Origin of the sequence: Streptomyces sp. NPDC096339 (assembly GCF_044762985.1) — a bacterium.
Taxonomy (GTDB): domain Bacteria; phylum Actinomycetota; class Actinomycetes; order Streptomycetales; family Streptomycetaceae; genus Streptomyces.
The window spans coordinates 7,286-23,378 of record NZ_JBIWFI010000041.1 but is presented as its reverse complement, the minus strand read 5'-3'; the positions used below and the strand labels follow the sequence as shown (position 1 = coordinate 23,378).

Here is a 16,093-nt window from a genome sequence, read left to right as displayed (position 1 = left end):
CGGGTTTAGATGCCGCGCAGTCTCAAGAAGGGACCCTTCGTCGACGACCACCTCGTGAAGAAGGTGGACGCTCAGAACGAAGCTGGTACCAAGAACGTCATCAAGACCTGGTCCCGTCGCTCGATGATCATCCCGGCCATGCTGGGTCACACCATCGCGGTGCACAACGGCAAGACCCACGTCCCGGTGTTCGTCACCGAGTCGATGGTCGGCCACAAGCTCGGCGAGTTCTCGCCGACTCGCACCTTCCGCGGCCACGTCAAGGACGACCGGAAGTCGAAGCGCCGCTAATCGCGGGGTGGTTACGACTATGACTTACACCGAAGGGACAACCATGGAAGCCAGGGCCCAGGCGCGGTACATCCGCGTCACGCCCATGAAGGCCCGCCGCGTGGTGGACCTCATCCGTGGCATGGATGCCACGGAGGCTCAGGCGGTCCTGCGTTTCGCCCCGCAGGCCGCGAGCGTGCCGGTCGGCAAGGTGCTGGACAGCGCCATTGCCAACGCCGCGCACAACTACAACCACCCGGACGCCTCCACGCTGGTCATCAGCGAGGCGTACGTGGACGAGGGCCCGACCCTGAAGCGGTTCCGTCCGCGTGCCCAGGGCCGTGCCTACCGGATCCGCAAGCGGACCAGCCACATCACCGTGGTCGTCAGCAGCAAGGAAGGTTCCCGGTAATGGGCCAGAAGGTAAACCCGCACGGGTTCCGACTCGGCATCACCACCGACTTCAAGTCGCGTTGGTACGCCGACAAGCTGTACAAGGACTACGTCAAGGAAGACGTCGCCATCCGTCGGATGATGACGTCCGGCATGGAGCGCGCCGGCATCTCGAAGGTTGAGATCGAGCGCACCCGTGACCGCGTGCGTGTGGACATCCACACCGCCCGTCCCGGCATCGTCATCGGCCGCCGTGGCGCCGAGGCCGACCGCATCCGCGGTGACCTCGAGAAGCTCACGGGCAAGCAGGTCCAGCTGAACATCCTCGAGGTCAAGAACCCCGAGCTCGACGCTCAGCTCGTTGCCCAGGCCGTTGCCGAGCAGCTCTCCTCCCGCGTCTCCTTCCGTCGTGCCATGCGCAAGAGCATGCAGGGCACCATGAAGGCCGGCGCCAAGGGCATCAAGATCCAGTGTGGTGGCCGTCTCGGCGGCGCCGAGATGTCCCGCTCCGAGTTCTACCGCGAGGGTCGTGTGCCGCTGCACACGCTGCGCGCGAACGTGGACTACGGCTTCTTCGAGGCCAAGACCACCTTCGGCCGTATCGGCGTGAAGGTCTGGATCTACAAGGGCGACGTCAAGAACATCGCCGAGGTTCGCGCCGAGAACGCTGCGGCCCGTGCGGGTAACCGCCCGGCCCGTGGTGCCGGCGCTGGCGACCGTCCCGCCGGCCGTGGTGGCCGTGGTGGCGAGCGCGGCGGCCGTGGTGGCCGCAAGCCGCAGCAGGCTGCTGGTGTCGAGGCCCCCAAGGCCGAGGCTCCCGCCGCCGCTCCGGCTGAGAGCACCGGAACGGAGGCCTGACCGTCATGCTGATCCCTCGTAGGGTCAAGCACCGCAAGCAGCACCACCCGAAGCGCAGCGGTATGGCCAAGGGCGGCACCGAGGTCTCGTTCGGCGAGTACGGCATTCAGGCGCTTACCCCCGCCTACGTGACGAACCGCCAGATCGAGTCCGCTCGTATCGCCATGACCCGCCACATCAAGCGTGGCGGCAAGGTCTGGATCAACATCTACCCGGACCGCCCGCTCACGAAGAAGCCTGCCGAAACCCGCATGGGTTCCGGTAAGGGTTCGCCGGAGTGGTGGATCGCGAACGTGCACCCGGGTCGGGTCATGTTCGAGCTGTCCTACCCGAACGAGAAGATTGCGCGTGAGGCTCTGACTCGTGCGGCCCACAAGCTGCCGATGAAGTGCCGGATCATCAAGCGCGAGGCAGGTGAGTCGTGATGGCGGCCGGAACGAAGGCGTCCGAGCTGCGCGAGCTCGGCAACGAGGAGCTCGTTGCCAAGCTGCGCGAGGCCAAGGAGGAGCTGTTCAAGCTCCGCTTCCAGGCGGCCACGGGTCAGCTGGAGAACAACGGTCGGCTCAAGTCCGTCCGTAAGGACATCGCTCGCATCTACACCCTGATGCACGAGCGTGAGCTCGGTATCGAGACGGTGGAGAACGTCTGATGGGCGAGAACGTGACTGAGAAGACCGAGCGCGGATTCCGCAAGACCCGTGAGGGTCTGGTCGTCAGCGACAAGATGGACAAGACCGTCGTCGTCGCCGTCGAGGACCGCGTGAAGCACGCGCTGTACGGCAAGGTCATCCGCCGTACGAACAAGCTCAAGGCGCACGACGAGCAGAACGCTGCCGGCGTCGGCGACCGCGTCCTCATCATGGAGACGCGTCCGCTGTCGGCGAGCAAGCGCTGGCGCATCGTCGAGATCCTCGAGAAGGCCAAGTAATTAGTCGAGGTTCCCGTCAGGGACCCCTCGGCATTCGTTCCGCCAGGCTCGGTCGGGGCTTCATTGAAGCCCCGGCCGGGAACCGGCAGACAAACAGGAGATAGACGTGATCCAGCAGGAGTCGCGACTGCGTGTCGCCGACAACACTGGTGCCAAGGAGATCCTTTGCATCCGTGTTCTCGGTGGCTCCGGTCGCCGCTACGCGGGCATCGGTGACGTCATCGTCGCCACCGTCAAGGATGCGATCCCCGGTGGCAACGTGAAGAAGGGTGACGTCGTCAAGGCGGTCATCGTTCGCACCGTCAAGGAGCGCCGCCGCCAGGACGGCTCGTACATCCGCTTCGACGAGAACGCCGCCGTCATTCTGAAGAACGACGGCGACCCTCGCGGCACCCGTATCTTCGGCCCCGTGGGCCGTGAGCTGCGCGAGAAGAAGTTCATGAAGATCATCTCGCTCGCGCCGGAGGTGCTGTAAGCATGAAGATCAAGAAGGGCGACCTGGTTCAGGTCATCACCGGTAAGGACAAGGGCAAGCAGGGCAAGGTCATCGTTGCCTTCCCCGCTGAGAACCGCGTCCTCGTCGAGGGTGTCAACCGGGTCAAGAAGCACACCAAGGCCGCGCAGAACCAGGCCGGTGGCATCGTGATCACCGAGGCCCCGGTCCACGTGTCCAACGTGCAGCTGGTCGTGGAGAAGGACGGCAAGAAGGTCGTCACCCGCGTCGGTTACCGCTTCGACGACGAAGGCAACAAGATCCGCGTTGCCAAGCGCACGGGTGAGGACATCTGATGGCTACCACTCCGCGTCTGAAGACGAAGTACCGCGAGGACATCGCGGGCAAGCTGCGTGAGGAGTTCTCCTACGAGAACGTCATGCAGATCCCCGGCCTCGTCAAGATCGTCGTGAACATGGGTGTCGGCGACGCCGCCCGTGACTCGAAGCTGATCGACGGTGCCATCCGCGACCTGACGACGATCACCGGTCAGAAGCCGGCCGTCACGAAGGCCCGCAAGTCCATCGCGCAGTTCAAGCTGCGTGAGGGTCAGCCGATCGGCTGCCACGTCACCCTCCGTGGTGACCGCATGTGGGAGTTCCTGGACCGTACGCTGTCGCTCGCGCTGCCGCGTATCCGTGACTTCCGTGGTCTGTCGCCGAAGCAGTTCGACGGCCGTGGCAACTACACCTTCGGTCTCACGGAGCAGGTCATGTTCCACGAGATCGACCAGGACAAGATCGACCGTACCCGGGGTATGGACATCACCGTGGTCACCACGGCGACCAACGACGCTGAGGGCCGCGCGCTCCTTCGTCACCTCGGCTTCCCCTTCAAGGAGGCGTAAGCGAGATGGCGAAGAAGGCTCTCATCGCGAAGGCTGCCCGCAAGCCCAAGTTCGGTGTGCGTGCGTACACCCGCTGCCAGCGCTGCGGTCGTCCCCACTCCGTGTACCGCAAGTTCGGCCTCTGCCGCGTCTGCCTTCGTGAGATGGCTCACCGTGGCGAGCTGCCGGGCGTGACCAAGAGCTCCTGGTAAATCCTCCCGCCCTTTGGGTGTTGAGGTTTTCCAGACGCTCTCGGTAAGCATCAGGTCGGCGGACCGCCCTGCCCGCATGCCGTAGGCTTGTGGGGTTGGGCGTCCGCCGCCCTATCGACTTACTACGCCGTAGGTCCCCGCACCGCACCCGTCCCGCCACTGAGTGGGGAGAGGGATGGCGCATACAGGAAACCCCGGCGAGAGAGGCCGAAGGCCACTTCATGACCATGACTGACCCGATCGCAGACATGCTCACGCGTCTGCGTAACGCTAACTCGGCGTACCACGACTCTGTCGTGATGCCGCACAGCAAGATCAAGTCGCACATCGCAGAGATCCTCAAGCAGGAGGGTTTCATCACCGGCTGGAAGGTCGAGGACGCCGAGGTCGGCAAGAACCTCGTCCTCGAGCTGAAGTTCGGGCCGAACCGTGAGCGCTCCATCGCGGGCATCAAGCGGATCTCGAAGCCCGGTCTGCGCGTGTACGCGAAGTCCACCAACCTGCCGAAGGTCCTCGGCGGCCTGGGCGTGGCGATCATCTCCACGTCCCACGGTCTCCTGACCGGTCAGCAGGCAGGCAAGAAGGGCGTGGGTGGGGAAGTCCTCGCCTACGTCTGGTAGTCGGGAACGGAGGAAAAGCTATGTCTCGTATCGGCAAGCTCCCCATCCCGGTTCCCGCCGGCGTGGACGTCACCATCGATGGCCGTACGGTCGTCGTGAAGGGCCCCAAGGGTTCCCTCACGCACACCGTCGCTGCGCCCATCGCTGTCGCCAAGGGTGAGGACGGCGTCCTGAACGTCATCCGCCCGAACGACGAGCGTCAGAACAAGGCCCTCCACGGCCTGTCCCGCACGCTGGTGGCGAACATGATCACCGGCGTGACCGCGGGTTACGTGAAGGCTCTCGAGATCAGCGGTGTCGGTTACCGCGTCGCCGCGAAGGGCTCCGGTCTGGAGTTCCAGCTTGGTTACAGCCACCCGATCCTGATCGAGGCGCCCGAGGGCATCTCCTTCAAGGTCGAGTCGCCCACCAAGTTCTCGGTCGAGGGCATCGACAAGCAGAAGGTCGGCGAGGTCGCCGCCAACATCCGCAAGCTGCGGAAGCCCGACCCGTACAAGGCCAAGGGTGTCAAGTACGCCGGCGAGGTCATCCGCCGCAAGGTCGGAAAGGCTGGTAAGTAGCCATGGCATACGGTGTGAAGATCGCCAAGGGCGACGCGTACAAGCGCGCTGCCAAGGCTCGCCGCCACATCCGCATCCGCAAGAACGTCTCGGGTACGGCGGAGCGTCCGCGCCTCGTCGTGACGCGTTCGAACCGCAACATCGTTGCTCAGGTCATCGACGACCTCCAGGGCCACACCCTGGCGTCCGCGTCGACCCTGGACGCTTCGATCCGCGGTGGCGAAGGCGACAAGAGCACTCAGGCCCAGGCCGTCGGCGCGCTCGTCGCCGAGCGTGCCAAGGCCGCGGGTGTCGAGACCGTCGTGTTCGACCGCGGTGGCAACCGATACGCCGGGCGCATTGCCGCTCTGGCTGACGCCGCCCGCGAAGCCGGGCTGAAGTTCTAAGCCCCGGTTCCGGGACTCACGGACGTAACAGAGAGAGGTAATCCAATGGCTGGACCCCAGCGCCGCGGAAGCGGTGCCGGTGGCGGCGAGCGGCGGGACCGGAAGGGTCGCGACGGTGGCCCTGCCGCCGAGAAGACCGCTTACGTTGAGCGCGTTGTCGCGATCAACCGTGTCGCCAAGGTTGTCAAGGGTGGTCGTCGCTTCAGCTTCACCGCGCTCGTCGTGGTGGGTGACGGTGACGGCACCGTAGGTGTCGGTTACGGCAAGGCCAAGGAAGTTCCCGCGGCCATTGCCAAGGGTGTCGAGGAAGCCAAGAAGAACTTCTTCAAGGTTCCGCGCATCCAGGGCACCATCCCGCACCCGATCCAGGGTGAGAAGGCGGCGGGCGTCGTCCTGCTGAAGCCTGCTTCCCCCGGTACCGGTGTTATCGCCGGTGGCCCGGTGCGCGCCGTTCTGGAGTGCGCCGGCGTTCACGACATCCTGTCGAAGTCGCTCGGCTCCGACAACGCGATCAACATCGTGCACGCGACCGTGGAGGCCCTGAAGGGCCTGCAGCGTCCCGAGGAGATCGCGGCTCGCCGTGGTCTGCCCCTCGAGGACGTCGCCCCCGCGGCTCTGCTTCGTGCGCGTGCCGGGGCGGGTGTCGCGTAATGGCTCGCCTCAAGATCACGCAGACGAAGTCGTACATCGGCAGCAAGCAGAACCACCGCGACACCCTGCGTTCGCTCGGGCTCAAGCGCCTGAACGACGTGGTCGTCAAGGAGGACCGCCCCGAGTTCCGCGGAATGGTGCACACCGTCCGCCACCTCGTGACGGTTGAGGAGGTTGACTAATCATGGCTGAGAACAGCCCGCTGAAGGCTCACAACCTCCGTCCCGCCCCCGGTGCCAAGACCGCGAAGACCCGTGTGGGTCGCGGTGAGGCGTCGAAGGGTAAGACGGCTGGTCGTGGTACCAAGGGTACGAAGGCCCGCTACCAGGTTCCGCAGCGCTTCGAGGGTGGGCAGATGCCCCTCCACATGCGCCTGCCGAAGCTGAAGGGCTTCAAGAACCCGTTCCGCACCGAGTTCCAGGTTGTCAACCTGGACAAGCTCGGTGCCCTCTACCCCGAGGGTGGAGAGGTCACGGTGGCCGACCTGGTCGCCAAGGGCGCGGTTCGCAAGAACAGCCTCGTCAAGGTCCTGGGCCAGGGCGAGATCTCCGTGGCGCTGACGGTTTCGGTTGACGCCGTTTCCGCCTCCGCCAAGGAGAAGATTGCCGCTGCCGGCGGCACTGTCACCGAGCTCGTCTAAGACGATCAAGTGACTAAATAGCTCGAAACCCGACCGGGGATGCCTCACATATGGGGCATCCCCGGTTGGTCGTTCCACGGGGGGCACACTCGCCGGTAAGGTGGCGTGCACCTTTGCTTTGTCGTATACGTCGATCCCTCAGACCGTCACCTCTGACGCAGTAGCGCGGGGGTCGCAGGAGGCACCGTGCTCACCGCGTTCGCCCGGGCGTTCAAGACGCCCGACCTGCGCAAGAAGCTGCTCTTCACGCTCGGCATCATCGTGCTGTTCCGGCTCGGGTCCCACATCCCGGTACCCGGCGTGAGCTACAAGAACGTACAGATCTGCGTTGACCAGGCAGGCAGCAGCAATGGGCTGTTCGGTCTGGTCAACATGTTCAGCGGCGGCGCGCTGCTGCAGATCACGATCTTCGCGCTCGGCATCATGCCGTACATCACGGCGAGCATCATCCTGCAGCTGCTGACCGTGGTCATCCCGAAGCTGGAGAACCTCAAAAAAGAGGGACAGTCCGGCACGGCGAAGATCACCCAGTACACGCGCTATCTGACGGTCGCACTCGCGATCCTGCAGGGCACCGGCCTCGTCGCCACCGCCCGCACCGGCGCCCTGTTCCAGGGTTGCCAGGTCGCCAGCCAGATCGTCCCGGACCGGTCCATCTTCACCACGATCGTCATGGTCATCACGATGACCGCCGGTACCTGTGTCGTCATGTGGCTCGGTGAGCTCGTCACCGACCGCGGCATCGGCAACGGCATGTCGATCCTCATGTTCATCTCGATCGCCGCCGGCTTCATCGGCGCCCTCTGGCAGATCAAGCTCCAGGGCAAGATCGCCGACGGCTGGGTCGAGTTCGGTGTCGTGATCCTCGTCGGCCTCGCGATGGTGGCCCTGGTGGTCTTCGTCGAGCAGGCCCAGCGCCGGATCCCGGTCCAGTACGCGAAGCGCATGATCGGTCGCCGCGCGTACGGCGGTACGTCGACCTACATCCCGCTCAAGGTGAACCAGGCGGGTGTGATTCCCGTCATCTTCGCCTCGTCGCTGCTCTACATCCCCGCACTGATCGTTCAGTTCAGCGGATCCCAGGCGGGCTGGGCCACTTGGATCCAGAAGCACTTCGTCAAGGGCGACCACCCGTACTACATCGCGGCGTACTTCCTCCTGATTGTCTTCTTCGCGTTCTTCTACGTGGCGATTTCCTTCAACCCCGAGGAAGTTGCAGACAACATGAAGAAGTATGGTGGGTTCATCCCGGGTATTCGTGCCGGTCGACCCACGGCCGAGTACCTGAGCTACGTGCTCAACCGGATCACCTGGCCGGGCTCGCTGTACCTGGGTCTCATCGCTCTTGTGCCGACGATGGCGTTGGCCGGCTTCGGAGCGAACCAGAACTTCCCCTTCGGGGGAACGAGCATCCTGATCATCGTGGGTGTGGGTCTGGAAACCGTGAAGCAGATCGAGAGCCAGCTCCAGCAGCGTAATTACGAAGGGTTCCTCCGCTGATGCGAATCGTCCTCGTCGGACCGCCCGGTGCCGGCAAGGGAACGCAGGCCGCGTTCCTTGCCAAGAACCTGTCGATCCCGCACATCTCCACGGGCGACCTGTTCCGGGCCAACATCAGCCAGAACACCGAGCTGGGCCGCCGAGCCAAGGCGTTCATGGACGCCGGTGACCTCGTCCCCGACGAGATCACCATCGGTATGGCCAAGGACCGGATGGAGCAGAAGGACGCCGAGAACGGCTTCCTGCTCGACGGGTTCCCCCGCAACGTCTCGCAGGCCGAGGCGCTCGACGTCATGCTGCAGGCCGAGGGCATGAAGCTGGACGCCGTCCTCGACCTGGAGGTCGAGGAGGACGAGGTCGTCAAGCGCATCGCCGGTCGCCGGATCTGCCGCAACGACTCCTCGCACGTCTTCCACGTCACGTACGCGGCGCCGAAGGCCGAGGGTGTCTGCGACACCTGCGGCGGCGAGCTGTACCAGCGCGACGACGACTCCGAGTCGACGGTCCGCAACCGGCTGGAGGTCTACCACACGCAGACCGAGCCGATCATCGACTACTACAAGGAGCAGGGCCTGCTGGTCACCATCTCCGCCCTCGGCGAGGTGCAGGAGATCACCCAGCGCGCCATGGACGCTCTGAAGAAGTAGTACCCCCTGTTCTGCAGGTACGGCCGCGGTGTCCCCAGGGCATCGCGGCCGTACTGTTGAGAAGACTCGTACCGAAGCTGGAAGGCGTTTTTCATGGTCCAGATCAAGACCCCCGAGCAGATCGCGAAGATGCGCGAGGCGGGGCTGGTCGTCGCCGCGATCCACGCGGCGACCCGTGAGGCGGCCGTGCCGGGCGCCACGACGCGGGATCTGGACATGGTGGCCCGGAAGGTCATCGCCGACGCCGGAGCGAAGTCGAACTTCCTCGGTTACGGCGGTTTCCCCGCGACGATCTGCACCTCGGTCAACGAGGTCGTCGTCCACGGCATCCCCGACGACAAGACCGTCCTCAAGGACGGCGACATCATCTCGATCGACGCCGGCGCGATCGTGGACGGCTGGCACGGTGACGCCGCCTACACGGCCTTCGTGGGCACCGGTCACGCTCCGGAGCTGGTGGAGCTGTCCCGGGTGACCGAGGAGTCCATGTGGGCCGGTATCGCCGCCATGAAGCTCGGCAACCGCCTCGTGGACATCTCGAAGGCGATCGAGTCGTACATCAAGCGCCAGCCCCGCCCCTCCACCGGTGAGCACAGCCTCGGCAAGTTCGGGATCATCGAGGACTACGGCGGCCACGGCATCGGGTCCGAGATGCACATGGACCCCCACCTGCTGAACTACGTCTCGCGCAAGCGGGGCAAGGGGATCAAGCTGGTCCCGGGCGTCTGCCTGGCGATCGAGCCGATGGTCTCCCTGGGCACCGCCCATACGGAGGTACTGTCCGACGACTGGACGGTGATCACCACGGACGGCACCTGGTCCTCGCACTGGGAGCACTCCATCGCCCTGACGGAGGACGGCCCCATCGTCCTGACCAGCCCGGACTGCGGCAAGGCGAAGCTGGCGGAGTACGGAGTGACGACGGCTCCGGACCCCCTCGGTTAATGATCTAGACTCTGGGGCAAACTTTCCGGATTCGTCTTTCTGGGTGCCCTGACGTAGACTGACTCGTCGGCTCTCGTGCACATCCATGTCCGCATGGCGAAGCGCGAGACCGATCAAGGTAGCCGATTCGAAAGGCGAAGCGTGGCCAAGAAGCAAGGTGCCATCGAAATCGAGGGCACCGTGATCGAGTCCCTCCCGAACGCCATGTTCAAGGTGGAACTCCAGAACGGTCACAAGGTCCTCGCGCACATCAGCGGCAAGATGCGTATGCACTACATCCGCATCCTCCCTGATGACCGGGTCGTTGTGGAGCTGTCTCCGTACGACCTGACGCGTGGCCGGATCGTCTACCGATACAAGTAGATCTTGCTCTCACTCCTGCCTGGGCATCCGTCCCGGTGCGGGTGGTGGCACTGACCCGGAGAACCTCACCAACATGAAGGTCAAGCCGAGCGTCAAGAAGATCTGCGACAAGTGCAAGGTGATCCGCCGTCACGGCCGGGTCATGGTCATCTGCGACAACCTGCGCCACAAGCAGCGCCAGGGCTGACGCACGCCGACCGACCTGCCTTCCGCAGTTCTTCGCGCGACGTAAGAAAAACGTACATACGCAGAACCCGCCCAGCCCTGCAAGGGGCCGGCGGCACCTCCGGCGGGGGCCGGGGACCCGGACGTACCACCTCCCACTCGGGCGGTCGGCGGTCGGGATCGGTTCTGCGGAAGACCCCCGAACACACAGGAGCCATTGAATGGCACGCGTTTCCGGTGTTGACATCCCGCGCGAAAAGCGCGTGGAGATCGCACTCACCTACGTCTTCGGTATCGGGCGCACCCGGTCCAAGGAGATCCTCGCCTCCACCGGCGTGAACCCGAACACCCGCGTTCGTGACCTGGCCGAAGAGGACCTCGTCAAGATCCGCGAGTACGTGGACGCCAACCTCCGTACCGAGGGTGACCTCCGCCGCGAGATCCAGGGCGACATCCGCCGCAAGATCGAGATCCAGTGCTACCAGGGTATCCGCCACCGTCGCGGCCTCCCGGTGCACGGTCAGCGCACCAGCACCAACGCGCGTACCCGCAAGGGCCCGCGTCGCGCGATCGCCGGTAAGAAGAAGCCGGGCAAGAAGTAGTCCTGTTCAGCGGTCTTGCGCTGTAGGACCGACCACCTCCCGTAGGAGATTTAGATGCCCCCCAAGGGTCGTCAGGGCGCTGCCAAGAAGGTGCGCCGCAAGGAAAAGAAGAACGTCGCTCACGGGCACGCCCACATCAAGAGCACGTTCAACAACACCATCGTTTCGATCACGGACCCGTCCGGCAACGTGATCTCCTGGGCCTCCGCCGGCCACGTCGGCTTCAAGGGCTCGCGCAAGTCCACCCCCTTCGCCGCGCAGATGGCCGCCGAGTCGGCCGCCCGCCGCGCGCAGGAGCACGGCATGCGCAAGGTTGACGTCTTCGTGAAGGGTCCGGGCTCCGGCCGCGAGACCGCGATCCGCTCCCTGCAGGCCACCGGCCTCGAGGTCGGCTCGATCCAGGACGTCACCCCCACCCCGCACAACGGCTGCCGCCCGCCGAAGCGCCGCCGCGTCTGACGCAGCGGACGCACCTGTGCGTTCTTGAGTGTCCGGGCGGTACGACCCCTTCGGGGGCCGTGCCGCCCGTACCCTTGCAGTAGCCGTACTCCGGTACGGCGTCCCGTCGGGCGTCAAATAGTGGGCGTCCACGAATGAAGGAACACAGACATGCTTATCGCTCAGCGTCCTTCGCTGACCGAAGAGGTCGTCGACGAGTACCGCTCGCGGTTCGTGATCGAGCCGCTGGAGCCGGGCTTCGGCTACACCCTCGGTAACTCCCTGCGCCGTACGCTCCTGTCCTCGATCCCGGGTGCCGCTGTCACCAGCATCCGCGTGGACGGCGTCCTGCACGAGTTCACCACCGTGCCGGGTGTGAAGGAAGACGTCACCGACATCATCCTGAACATCAAGCAGCTGGTCGTCTCCTCGGAGCACGACGAGCCGGTCGTGATGTACCTGCGCAAGCAGGGTCCCGGCCTGGTCACCGCCGCCGACATCGCGCCCCCGGCCGGTGTCGAGGTGCACAACCCGGACCTCGTCCTCGCCACGCTCAACGGCAAGGGCAAGCTGGAGATGGAGCTGACCGTCGAGCGCGGTCGCGGCTACGTCTCCGCCGTCCAGAACAAGCAGCTGGGCCAGGAGATCGGCCGCATCCCGGTCGACTCCATCTACAGCCCGGTCCTCAAGGTCACCTACAAGGTCGAGGCGACCCGAGTCGAGCAGCGCACCGACTTCGACAAGCTCATCGTCGACGTCGAGACCAAGCAGGCCATGCGCCCGCGCGACGCCATGGCGTCCGCCGGCAAGACCCTGGTCGAGCTGTTCGGTCTGGCCCGCGAGCTCAACATCGACGCCGAGGGCATCGACATGGGCCCGTCCCCGACGGACGCCGCCCTGGCCGCCGACCTGGCGCTGCCGATCGAGGAGCTCGAGCTCACCGTTCGGTCGTACAACTGCCTCAAGCGCGAGGGCATCCACTCCGTGGGTGAGCTCGTCGCCCGCTCCGAGGCCGACCTGCTCGACATCCGCAACTTCGGTGCGAAGTCGATCGACGAGGTCAAGGCGAAGCTGGCCGGCATGGGCCTGGCGCTCAAGGACAGCCCGCCCGGATTCGACCCGACCGCCGCCGCCGACGCGTTCGGCGCGGACGACGACGCCGATGCGGGTTTCGTCGAGACCGAGCAGTACTGATTCTTCCCGTTGCCGGCGGCTGAGGTCTTTGGCCTGGGTCGCCGGCCGGGCTTGAACTTTCCCGGGGCATCCGCCTCGGGGGAACTGACACCGGTACCTGACACGGCCGGTGCAGATTTGAAGGAGTAACAATGCCGCGTCCCGCTAAGGGTGCCCGCCTGGGCGGCTCCGCCGCGCACGAGAAGCACCTGCTCGCGAACCTCGCGAAGGCGCTCTTCGAGCACGGCCGCATCACCACCACCGAGGCCAAGGCCCGCCGCCTGCGTCCCTACGCCGAGCGTCTGGTCACCAAGGCCAAGAAGGGCGACATCCACAACCGTCGCCTGGTGCTGCAGACGATCACGGACAAGAGCATCGTGCACACGCTGTTCACCGAGATCGCCCCGCGCTACGAGAACCGCCCCGGTGGTTACACGCGCATCACCAAGATCGGCAACCGTCGTGGCGACAACGCCCCGATGGCCGTCATCGAGCTGGTCGAGGCCCTGACGGTCGCCCAGCAGGCCACTGGTGAGGCCGAGGCCGCCACCAAGCGCGCCGTGAAGGAGGCGGAGGCCGCCGAGGCTCCCGCCGCCGAGGAGACCGAGGAGGCCTGATCCCTCCCGGGATCACGCTGAAAAGGCTCTGAACGGGCCCGCCCCTCTTTGGGGCGGGCCCGTTCTGCATGTCTGAGAGGATTCATGGGTGAGTGACGAGGTGGAGCCCGGGCACGTCCGGGTGCGGCTGGACCTGTCGTACGACGGCAAGGACTTCTCGGGCTGGGCGAAGCAGCGCACGCTGCGCACCGTCCAGGGCGAGCTGGAGAGCGCGCTGCAGACCGTGATGCGACTGGGGGACCCGGTCGAGCTGACCGTGGCCGGGCGTACGGACGCGGGCGTGCACGCCCGCGGGCAGGTCGCGCAGTTCGACATCGCCGACGAGGTGTGGGCCGAGCACCACGACAAGCTGCTGCGCCGGCTCGCGGGCCGCCTGCCGCACGACATCCGGGTGTGGAAGGTCGCCGAGGCCCCCCAGGGCTTCAACGCGCGCTTCTCGGCCATCTGGCGCCGCTACGCCTACCGCGTGGGCGACCACCAGGGCGGGGTCGACCCGCTGCGCCGCGGGCACGTGCTGTGGCACCAGTGGCCCCTCGACGTGGACGCCATGAACCGGGCGGCCGCCCCGCTGCTCGGCGAGCACGACTTCGCCGCGTACTGCAAGAAGCGCGAGGGCGCCACGACGATCCGTACGCTCCAGCAGCTCAGCTGGGAGCGGGCCGAGGACGGGATCGTCACCGCGACCGTCCGGGCCGACGCCTTCTGCCACAACATGGTCCGCTCGCTCGTGGGGGCCCTGCTGCACGTCGGCGACGGGCACCGGCCCGTGGAGTGGCCCGGGCAGGTGCTGGACGCGGCCGTACGGGATTCCTCCGTGCACGTGGTCAAGCCGCACGGGCTGACCCTGGAGGAGGTCGGCTACCCGGCGGACGAGCTGCTGGCCGCCCGCAGCAAGGAAGCGCGCAACATGCGGACCCTGCCGGGCAAGGGCTGCTGCTGACCGCTAACCCGTTTGGGTCCGGCCGTGCCGGGCGGGGACAATGCCCGGCATGGGACATCTCGAAGCCAACCACCTGGAGTACTACCTTCCCGACGGGCGGGTCCTGCTCCCCGACGTCTCCTTCCGCGTGGGAGAGGGGTCGGTGGTGGCCCTGGTGGGCGCGAACGGCGCCGGCAAGACCACCCTGCTCAAGCTGATCTCCGGCGAGCTCCAGCCGCACGGCGGCGGGGTCACCATCAGCGGCGGGCTCGGGGTGATGTCGCAGTTCGTGGGTTCCGTACGGGACGAGACGACCGTCCGTGACCTGCTGGTCTCGGTGGCGCAGCCGCGGATCCGGGAGGCCGCGAAGGCCGTGGACCGGGCCGAGCAACTGATCCTGACCGTGGACGACGAGGCCGCGCAGATGGCCTACGCGCAGGCGCTGAGCGACTGGGCCGACGTACAGGGCTACGAGGCGGAGACCCTGTGGGACGTCTGCACCATGGCGGCGCTGGACGTCCCGTACGACCGGGCGCAGTTCCGCGAGGTGCGCACCCTGTCGGGCGGTGAGCAGAAGCGGCTCGTCCTGGAGGCGCTGCTGCGCGGCCCCGACGAGGTGCTGCTCCTCGACGAGCCGGACAACTACCTCGACGTCCCCGGCAAGCGGTGGCTGGAGGAGCAGCTGAAGACCACCCGCAAGACGGTGCTCTTCGTCTCCCACGACCGGGAACTGCTCACCCAGGCCGCTCAGAAGATCATCAGCCTGGAGGCGAGCCCGATGGGCAGCGACGTGTGGGTGCACGGCGCGGGCTTCGGGACGTACCACGAGGCCCGCAAGGAGCGCTTCGCGCGCTTCGAGGAGCTCAAGCGGCGCTGGGACGAGGAGCACGCCCGGCTGAAGGCCCTGGTGCTGCGGCTGCGCAACCAGGCCGCCTCCAGCCCCGACATGGCCTCGCGCTACCGGGCGATGCAGACCCGCTTCCAGAAGTTCGAGGAGGCCGGACCGCCGCCGGAGCCGCCGCGGGAGCAGGACATCAGGATGCGGCTCAAGGGCGGCCGGACCGGCGTGCGGGCGCTGACCGTGGAGAACCTGGAGCTGACGGGGCTGATGAAGCCCTTCTCCCTGGAGGTGTTCTACGGGGAGCGGGTCGCGGTCCTCGGCTCGAACGGCTCCGGGAAGTCGCACTTCCTGCGGCTGCTGGCCGGCGAGGACGTGAAGCACACCGGTGACTGGAAGCTGGGCGCGCGGGTGGTCCCGGGCCACTTCGCGCAGACGCACGCGCACCCGGAGCTCTTCGGCCGCACCCTCGTCGACATCCTGTGGACGGAGGCGGCCAAGCCGCTGGGCCAGGCGATGGGCGCCCTGCGCCGCTACGAGCTGGAGCGCCAGGCCGAGCAGCCCTTCGAGAAGCTCTCGGGCGGGCAGCAGGCGCGTTTCCAGATCCTGCTGCTGGAGCTGGCGGGCACCACGGCGCTGCTGCTGGACGAGCCGACGGACAACCTGGACCTGGAGTCCGCCGAGGCCCTGCAGGACGGCCTGGAGTCGTACGAGGGCACGGTGCTGTGCGTGACGCACGACCGCTGGTTCGCCCGGACTTTTGACCGTTACCTGGTCTTCGGTTCGGACGGGGTGGTACGAGAGACTGCGGAGCCCGTCTGGGACGAGCGGCGAGTCGAGCGCAAGCGCTGAGACGTGCGCTCCGGCTCCGTCCGACGGACGGAGTCCGGCGCAGCCGCCCGAAGCCCGTGAGGCCCTCCGGGGCCGAGGGGTGCGAGGGGGGCGTGGGGAAACGGACTGCGGAGCCCGTCTGGGACGAGCGGCGAGTCGAGCGCAAGCGCTGAGACGTGCGCTCCGGCTCCGTCCGACGGACGGAGTCCGGCGCAGCCG

27 protein-coding genes are annotated in these 16,093 nt (G+C 66.4%); all 27 read left to right on the top strand.

Going from position 1 to position 16,093, the window contains the following annotated elements:
- Positions 1-9 precede the first annotated feature (9 nt).
- Positions 10-291: a 30S ribosomal protein S19 gene (gene rpsS / locus ACIQ5Y_RS34250; RefSeq protein WP_249767356.1), complete on the top strand. Its 282-nt coding sequence runs from the start codon at positions 10-12 to the stop codon at positions 289-291.
- A 43-nt stretch (positions 292-334) separates the two neighbouring features.
- Complete coding sequence (rplV, locus tag ACIQ5Y_RS34245; RefSeq protein WP_007265904.1) at positions 335-682, top strand: 50S ribosomal protein L22; 348 nt, start codon at positions 335-337, stop codon at positions 680-682.
- Positions 682-1,521, top strand: a complete 840-nt coding sequence (rpsC, locus tag ACIQ5Y_RS34240; RefSeq protein ID WP_363060139.1) for a 30S ribosomal protein S3 — start codon at positions 682-684, stop codon at positions 1,519-1,521. The genes rplV and rpsC overlap by 1 nt, the downstream gene beginning before the upstream one ends.
- Before the next feature lie 5 nt (positions 1,522-1,526).
- Positions 1,527-1,946 carry a 50S ribosomal protein L16 gene (rplP, locus tag ACIQ5Y_RS34235; RefSeq protein WP_403889546.1) on the top strand — a complete coding sequence of 140 codons (420 nt, stop codon included), beginning with the start codon at positions 1,527-1,529 and terminating at the stop codon, positions 1,944-1,946.
- The gene (rpmC, locus tag ACIQ5Y_RS34230; RefSeq protein WP_403889543.1) at positions 1,946-2,170 is read left to right on the top strand and encodes a 50S ribosomal protein L29; all 225 of its coding nucleotides are present in this window, start codon (positions 1,946-1,948) and stop codon (positions 2,168-2,170) included. The genes rplP and rpmC overlap by 1 nt, the downstream gene beginning before the upstream one ends.
- Positions 2,167-2,448 (top strand): 30S ribosomal protein S17, encoded by a 282-nt coding sequence (gene rpsQ, locus ACIQ5Y_RS34225; RefSeq protein WP_403889653.1) that lies wholly within the window; start codon positions 2,167-2,169, stop codon positions 2,446-2,448. Before rpmC ends, rpsQ begins: the two co-directional genes overlap by 4 nt.
- Positions 2,449-2,554: 106 nt before the next feature.
- Positions 2,555-2,923 carry a 50S ribosomal protein L14 gene (rplN, locus tag ACIQ5Y_RS34220; RefSeq protein WP_003956455.1) on the top strand — a complete coding sequence of 123 codons (369 nt, stop codon included), beginning with the start codon at positions 2,555-2,557 and terminating at the stop codon, positions 2,921-2,923.
- A gap of 2 nt (positions 2,924-2,925) precedes the next feature.
- A complete protein-coding gene (gene rplX, locus ACIQ5Y_RS34215) occupies positions 2,926-3,237 on the top strand; it encodes a 50S ribosomal protein L24 (protein ID WP_150258782.1) in 312 nt (103 codons plus the stop codon).
- Positions 3,237-3,788: a 50S ribosomal protein L5 gene (gene rplE / locus ACIQ5Y_RS34210; protein ID WP_030154702.1), complete on the top strand. Its 552-nt coding sequence runs from the start codon at positions 3,237-3,239 to the stop codon at positions 3,786-3,788. The genes rplX and rplE overlap by 1 nt, the downstream gene beginning before the upstream one ends.
- Before the next feature lie 5 nt (positions 3,789-3,793).
- Positions 3,794-3,979: a type Z 30S ribosomal protein S14 gene (locus ACIQ5Y_RS34205; protein ID WP_003956452.1), complete on the top strand. Its 186-nt coding sequence runs from the start codon at positions 3,794-3,796 to the stop codon at positions 3,977-3,979.
- Positions 3,980-4,200: 221 nt separating this feature from the next.
- On the top strand, positions 4,201-4,599 hold the full coding sequence (gene rpsH, locus ACIQ5Y_RS34200; RefSeq protein ID WP_008739698.1) for a 30S ribosomal protein S8: 399 nt from the start codon (positions 4,201-4,203) through the stop codon (positions 4,597-4,599).
- A gap of 20 nt (positions 4,600-4,619) precedes the next feature.
- Positions 4,620-5,159, top strand: a complete 540-nt coding sequence (rplF, locus tag ACIQ5Y_RS34195; RefSeq protein ID WP_403889540.1) for a 50S ribosomal protein L6 — start codon at positions 4,620-4,622, stop codon at positions 5,157-5,159.
- 2 nt (positions 5,160-5,161) lie between these two features.
- A complete protein-coding gene (gene rplR / locus ACIQ5Y_RS34190; RefSeq protein ID WP_365042050.1) occupies positions 5,162-5,545 on the top strand; it encodes a 50S ribosomal protein L18 in 384 nt (127 codons plus the stop codon).
- 45 nt (positions 5,546-5,590) lie between these two features.
- Positions 5,591-6,196 (top strand): 30S ribosomal protein S5, encoded by a 606-nt coding sequence (gene rpsE / locus ACIQ5Y_RS34185; RefSeq protein ID WP_382642253.1) that lies wholly within the window; start codon positions 5,591-5,593, stop codon positions 6,194-6,196.
- Complete coding sequence (rpmD, locus tag ACIQ5Y_RS34180) at positions 6,196-6,378, top strand: 50S ribosomal protein L30 (protein ID WP_005313525.1); 183 nt, start codon at positions 6,196-6,198, stop codon at positions 6,376-6,378. Before rpsE ends, rpmD begins: the two co-directional genes overlap by 1 nt.
- Positions 6,379-6,380: 2 nt before the next feature.
- A complete protein-coding gene (rplO, locus tag ACIQ5Y_RS34175) occupies positions 6,381-6,836 on the top strand; it encodes a 50S ribosomal protein L15 (protein WP_344163495.1) in 456 nt (151 codons plus the stop codon).
- Between the two features lie 186 nt (positions 6,837-7,022).
- The gene (secY, locus tag ACIQ5Y_RS34170; protein WP_403889535.1) at positions 7,023-8,336 is read left to right on the top strand and encodes a preprotein translocase subunit SecY; all 1,314 of its coding nucleotides are present in this window, start codon (positions 7,023-7,025) and stop codon (positions 8,334-8,336) included.
- Entirely contained in the window at positions 8,336-8,983 is a 648-nt protein-coding gene (locus ACIQ5Y_RS34165; RefSeq protein WP_403889532.1) for an adenylate kinase, read from the top strand. Before secY ends, ACIQ5Y_RS34165 begins: the two co-directional genes overlap by 1 nt.
- 93 nt (positions 8,984-9,076) lie before the next feature.
- Positions 9,077-9,928: a type I methionyl aminopeptidase gene (map, locus tag ACIQ5Y_RS34160; protein ID WP_403889529.1), complete on the top strand. Its 852-nt coding sequence runs from the start codon at positions 9,077-9,079 to the stop codon at positions 9,926-9,928.
- 141 nt (positions 9,929-10,069) lie between these two features.
- The gene (infA, locus tag ACIQ5Y_RS34155; RefSeq protein WP_003956442.1) at positions 10,070-10,291 is read left to right on the top strand and encodes a translation initiation factor IF-1; all 222 of its coding nucleotides are present in this window, start codon (positions 10,070-10,072) and stop codon (positions 10,289-10,291) included.
- A 73-nt stretch (positions 10,292-10,364) separates the two neighbouring features.
- On the top strand, positions 10,365-10,478 hold the full coding sequence (rpmJ, locus tag ACIQ5Y_RS34150; RefSeq protein ID WP_003956441.1) for a 50S ribosomal protein L36: 114 nt from the start codon (positions 10,365-10,367) through the stop codon (positions 10,476-10,478).
- 199 nt (positions 10,479-10,677) lie between these two features.
- A complete protein-coding gene (gene rpsM, locus ACIQ5Y_RS34145; RefSeq protein WP_007265919.1) occupies positions 10,678-11,058 on the top strand; it encodes a 30S ribosomal protein S13 in 381 nt (126 codons plus the stop codon).
- Between the two features lie 54 nt (positions 11,059-11,112).
- Positions 11,113-11,517: a 30S ribosomal protein S11 gene (rpsK, locus tag ACIQ5Y_RS34140; RefSeq protein ID WP_003956432.1), complete on the top strand. Its 405-nt coding sequence runs from the start codon at positions 11,113-11,115 to the stop codon at positions 11,515-11,517.
- 150 nt (positions 11,518-11,667) lie between these two features.
- Positions 11,668-12,690 carry a DNA-directed RNA polymerase subunit alpha gene (locus tag ACIQ5Y_RS34135; RefSeq protein WP_007265920.1) on the top strand — a complete coding sequence of 341 codons (1,023 nt, stop codon included), beginning with the start codon at positions 11,668-11,670 and terminating at the stop codon, positions 12,688-12,690.
- Positions 12,691-12,821: 131 nt separating this feature from the next.
- Positions 12,822-13,286 (top strand): 50S ribosomal protein L17, encoded by a 465-nt coding sequence (gene rplQ, locus ACIQ5Y_RS34130; RefSeq protein ID WP_366450436.1) that lies wholly within the window; start codon positions 12,822-12,824, stop codon positions 13,284-13,286.
- Between the two features lie 88 nt (positions 13,287-13,374).
- Positions 13,375-14,226 carry a tRNA pseudouridine(38-40) synthase TruA gene (truA, locus tag ACIQ5Y_RS34125; protein WP_403889526.1) on the top strand — a complete coding sequence of 284 codons (852 nt, stop codon included), beginning with the start codon at positions 13,375-13,377 and terminating at the stop codon, positions 14,224-14,226.
- A gap of 49 nt (positions 14,227-14,275) precedes the next feature.
- Positions 14,276-15,895 carry an ABC-F family ATP-binding cassette domain-containing protein gene (locus ACIQ5Y_RS34120; RefSeq protein WP_403889523.1) on the top strand — a complete coding sequence of 540 codons (1,620 nt, stop codon included), beginning with the start codon at positions 14,276-14,278 and terminating at the stop codon, positions 15,893-15,895.
- Positions 15,896-16,093: the final 198 nt, after the last annotated feature.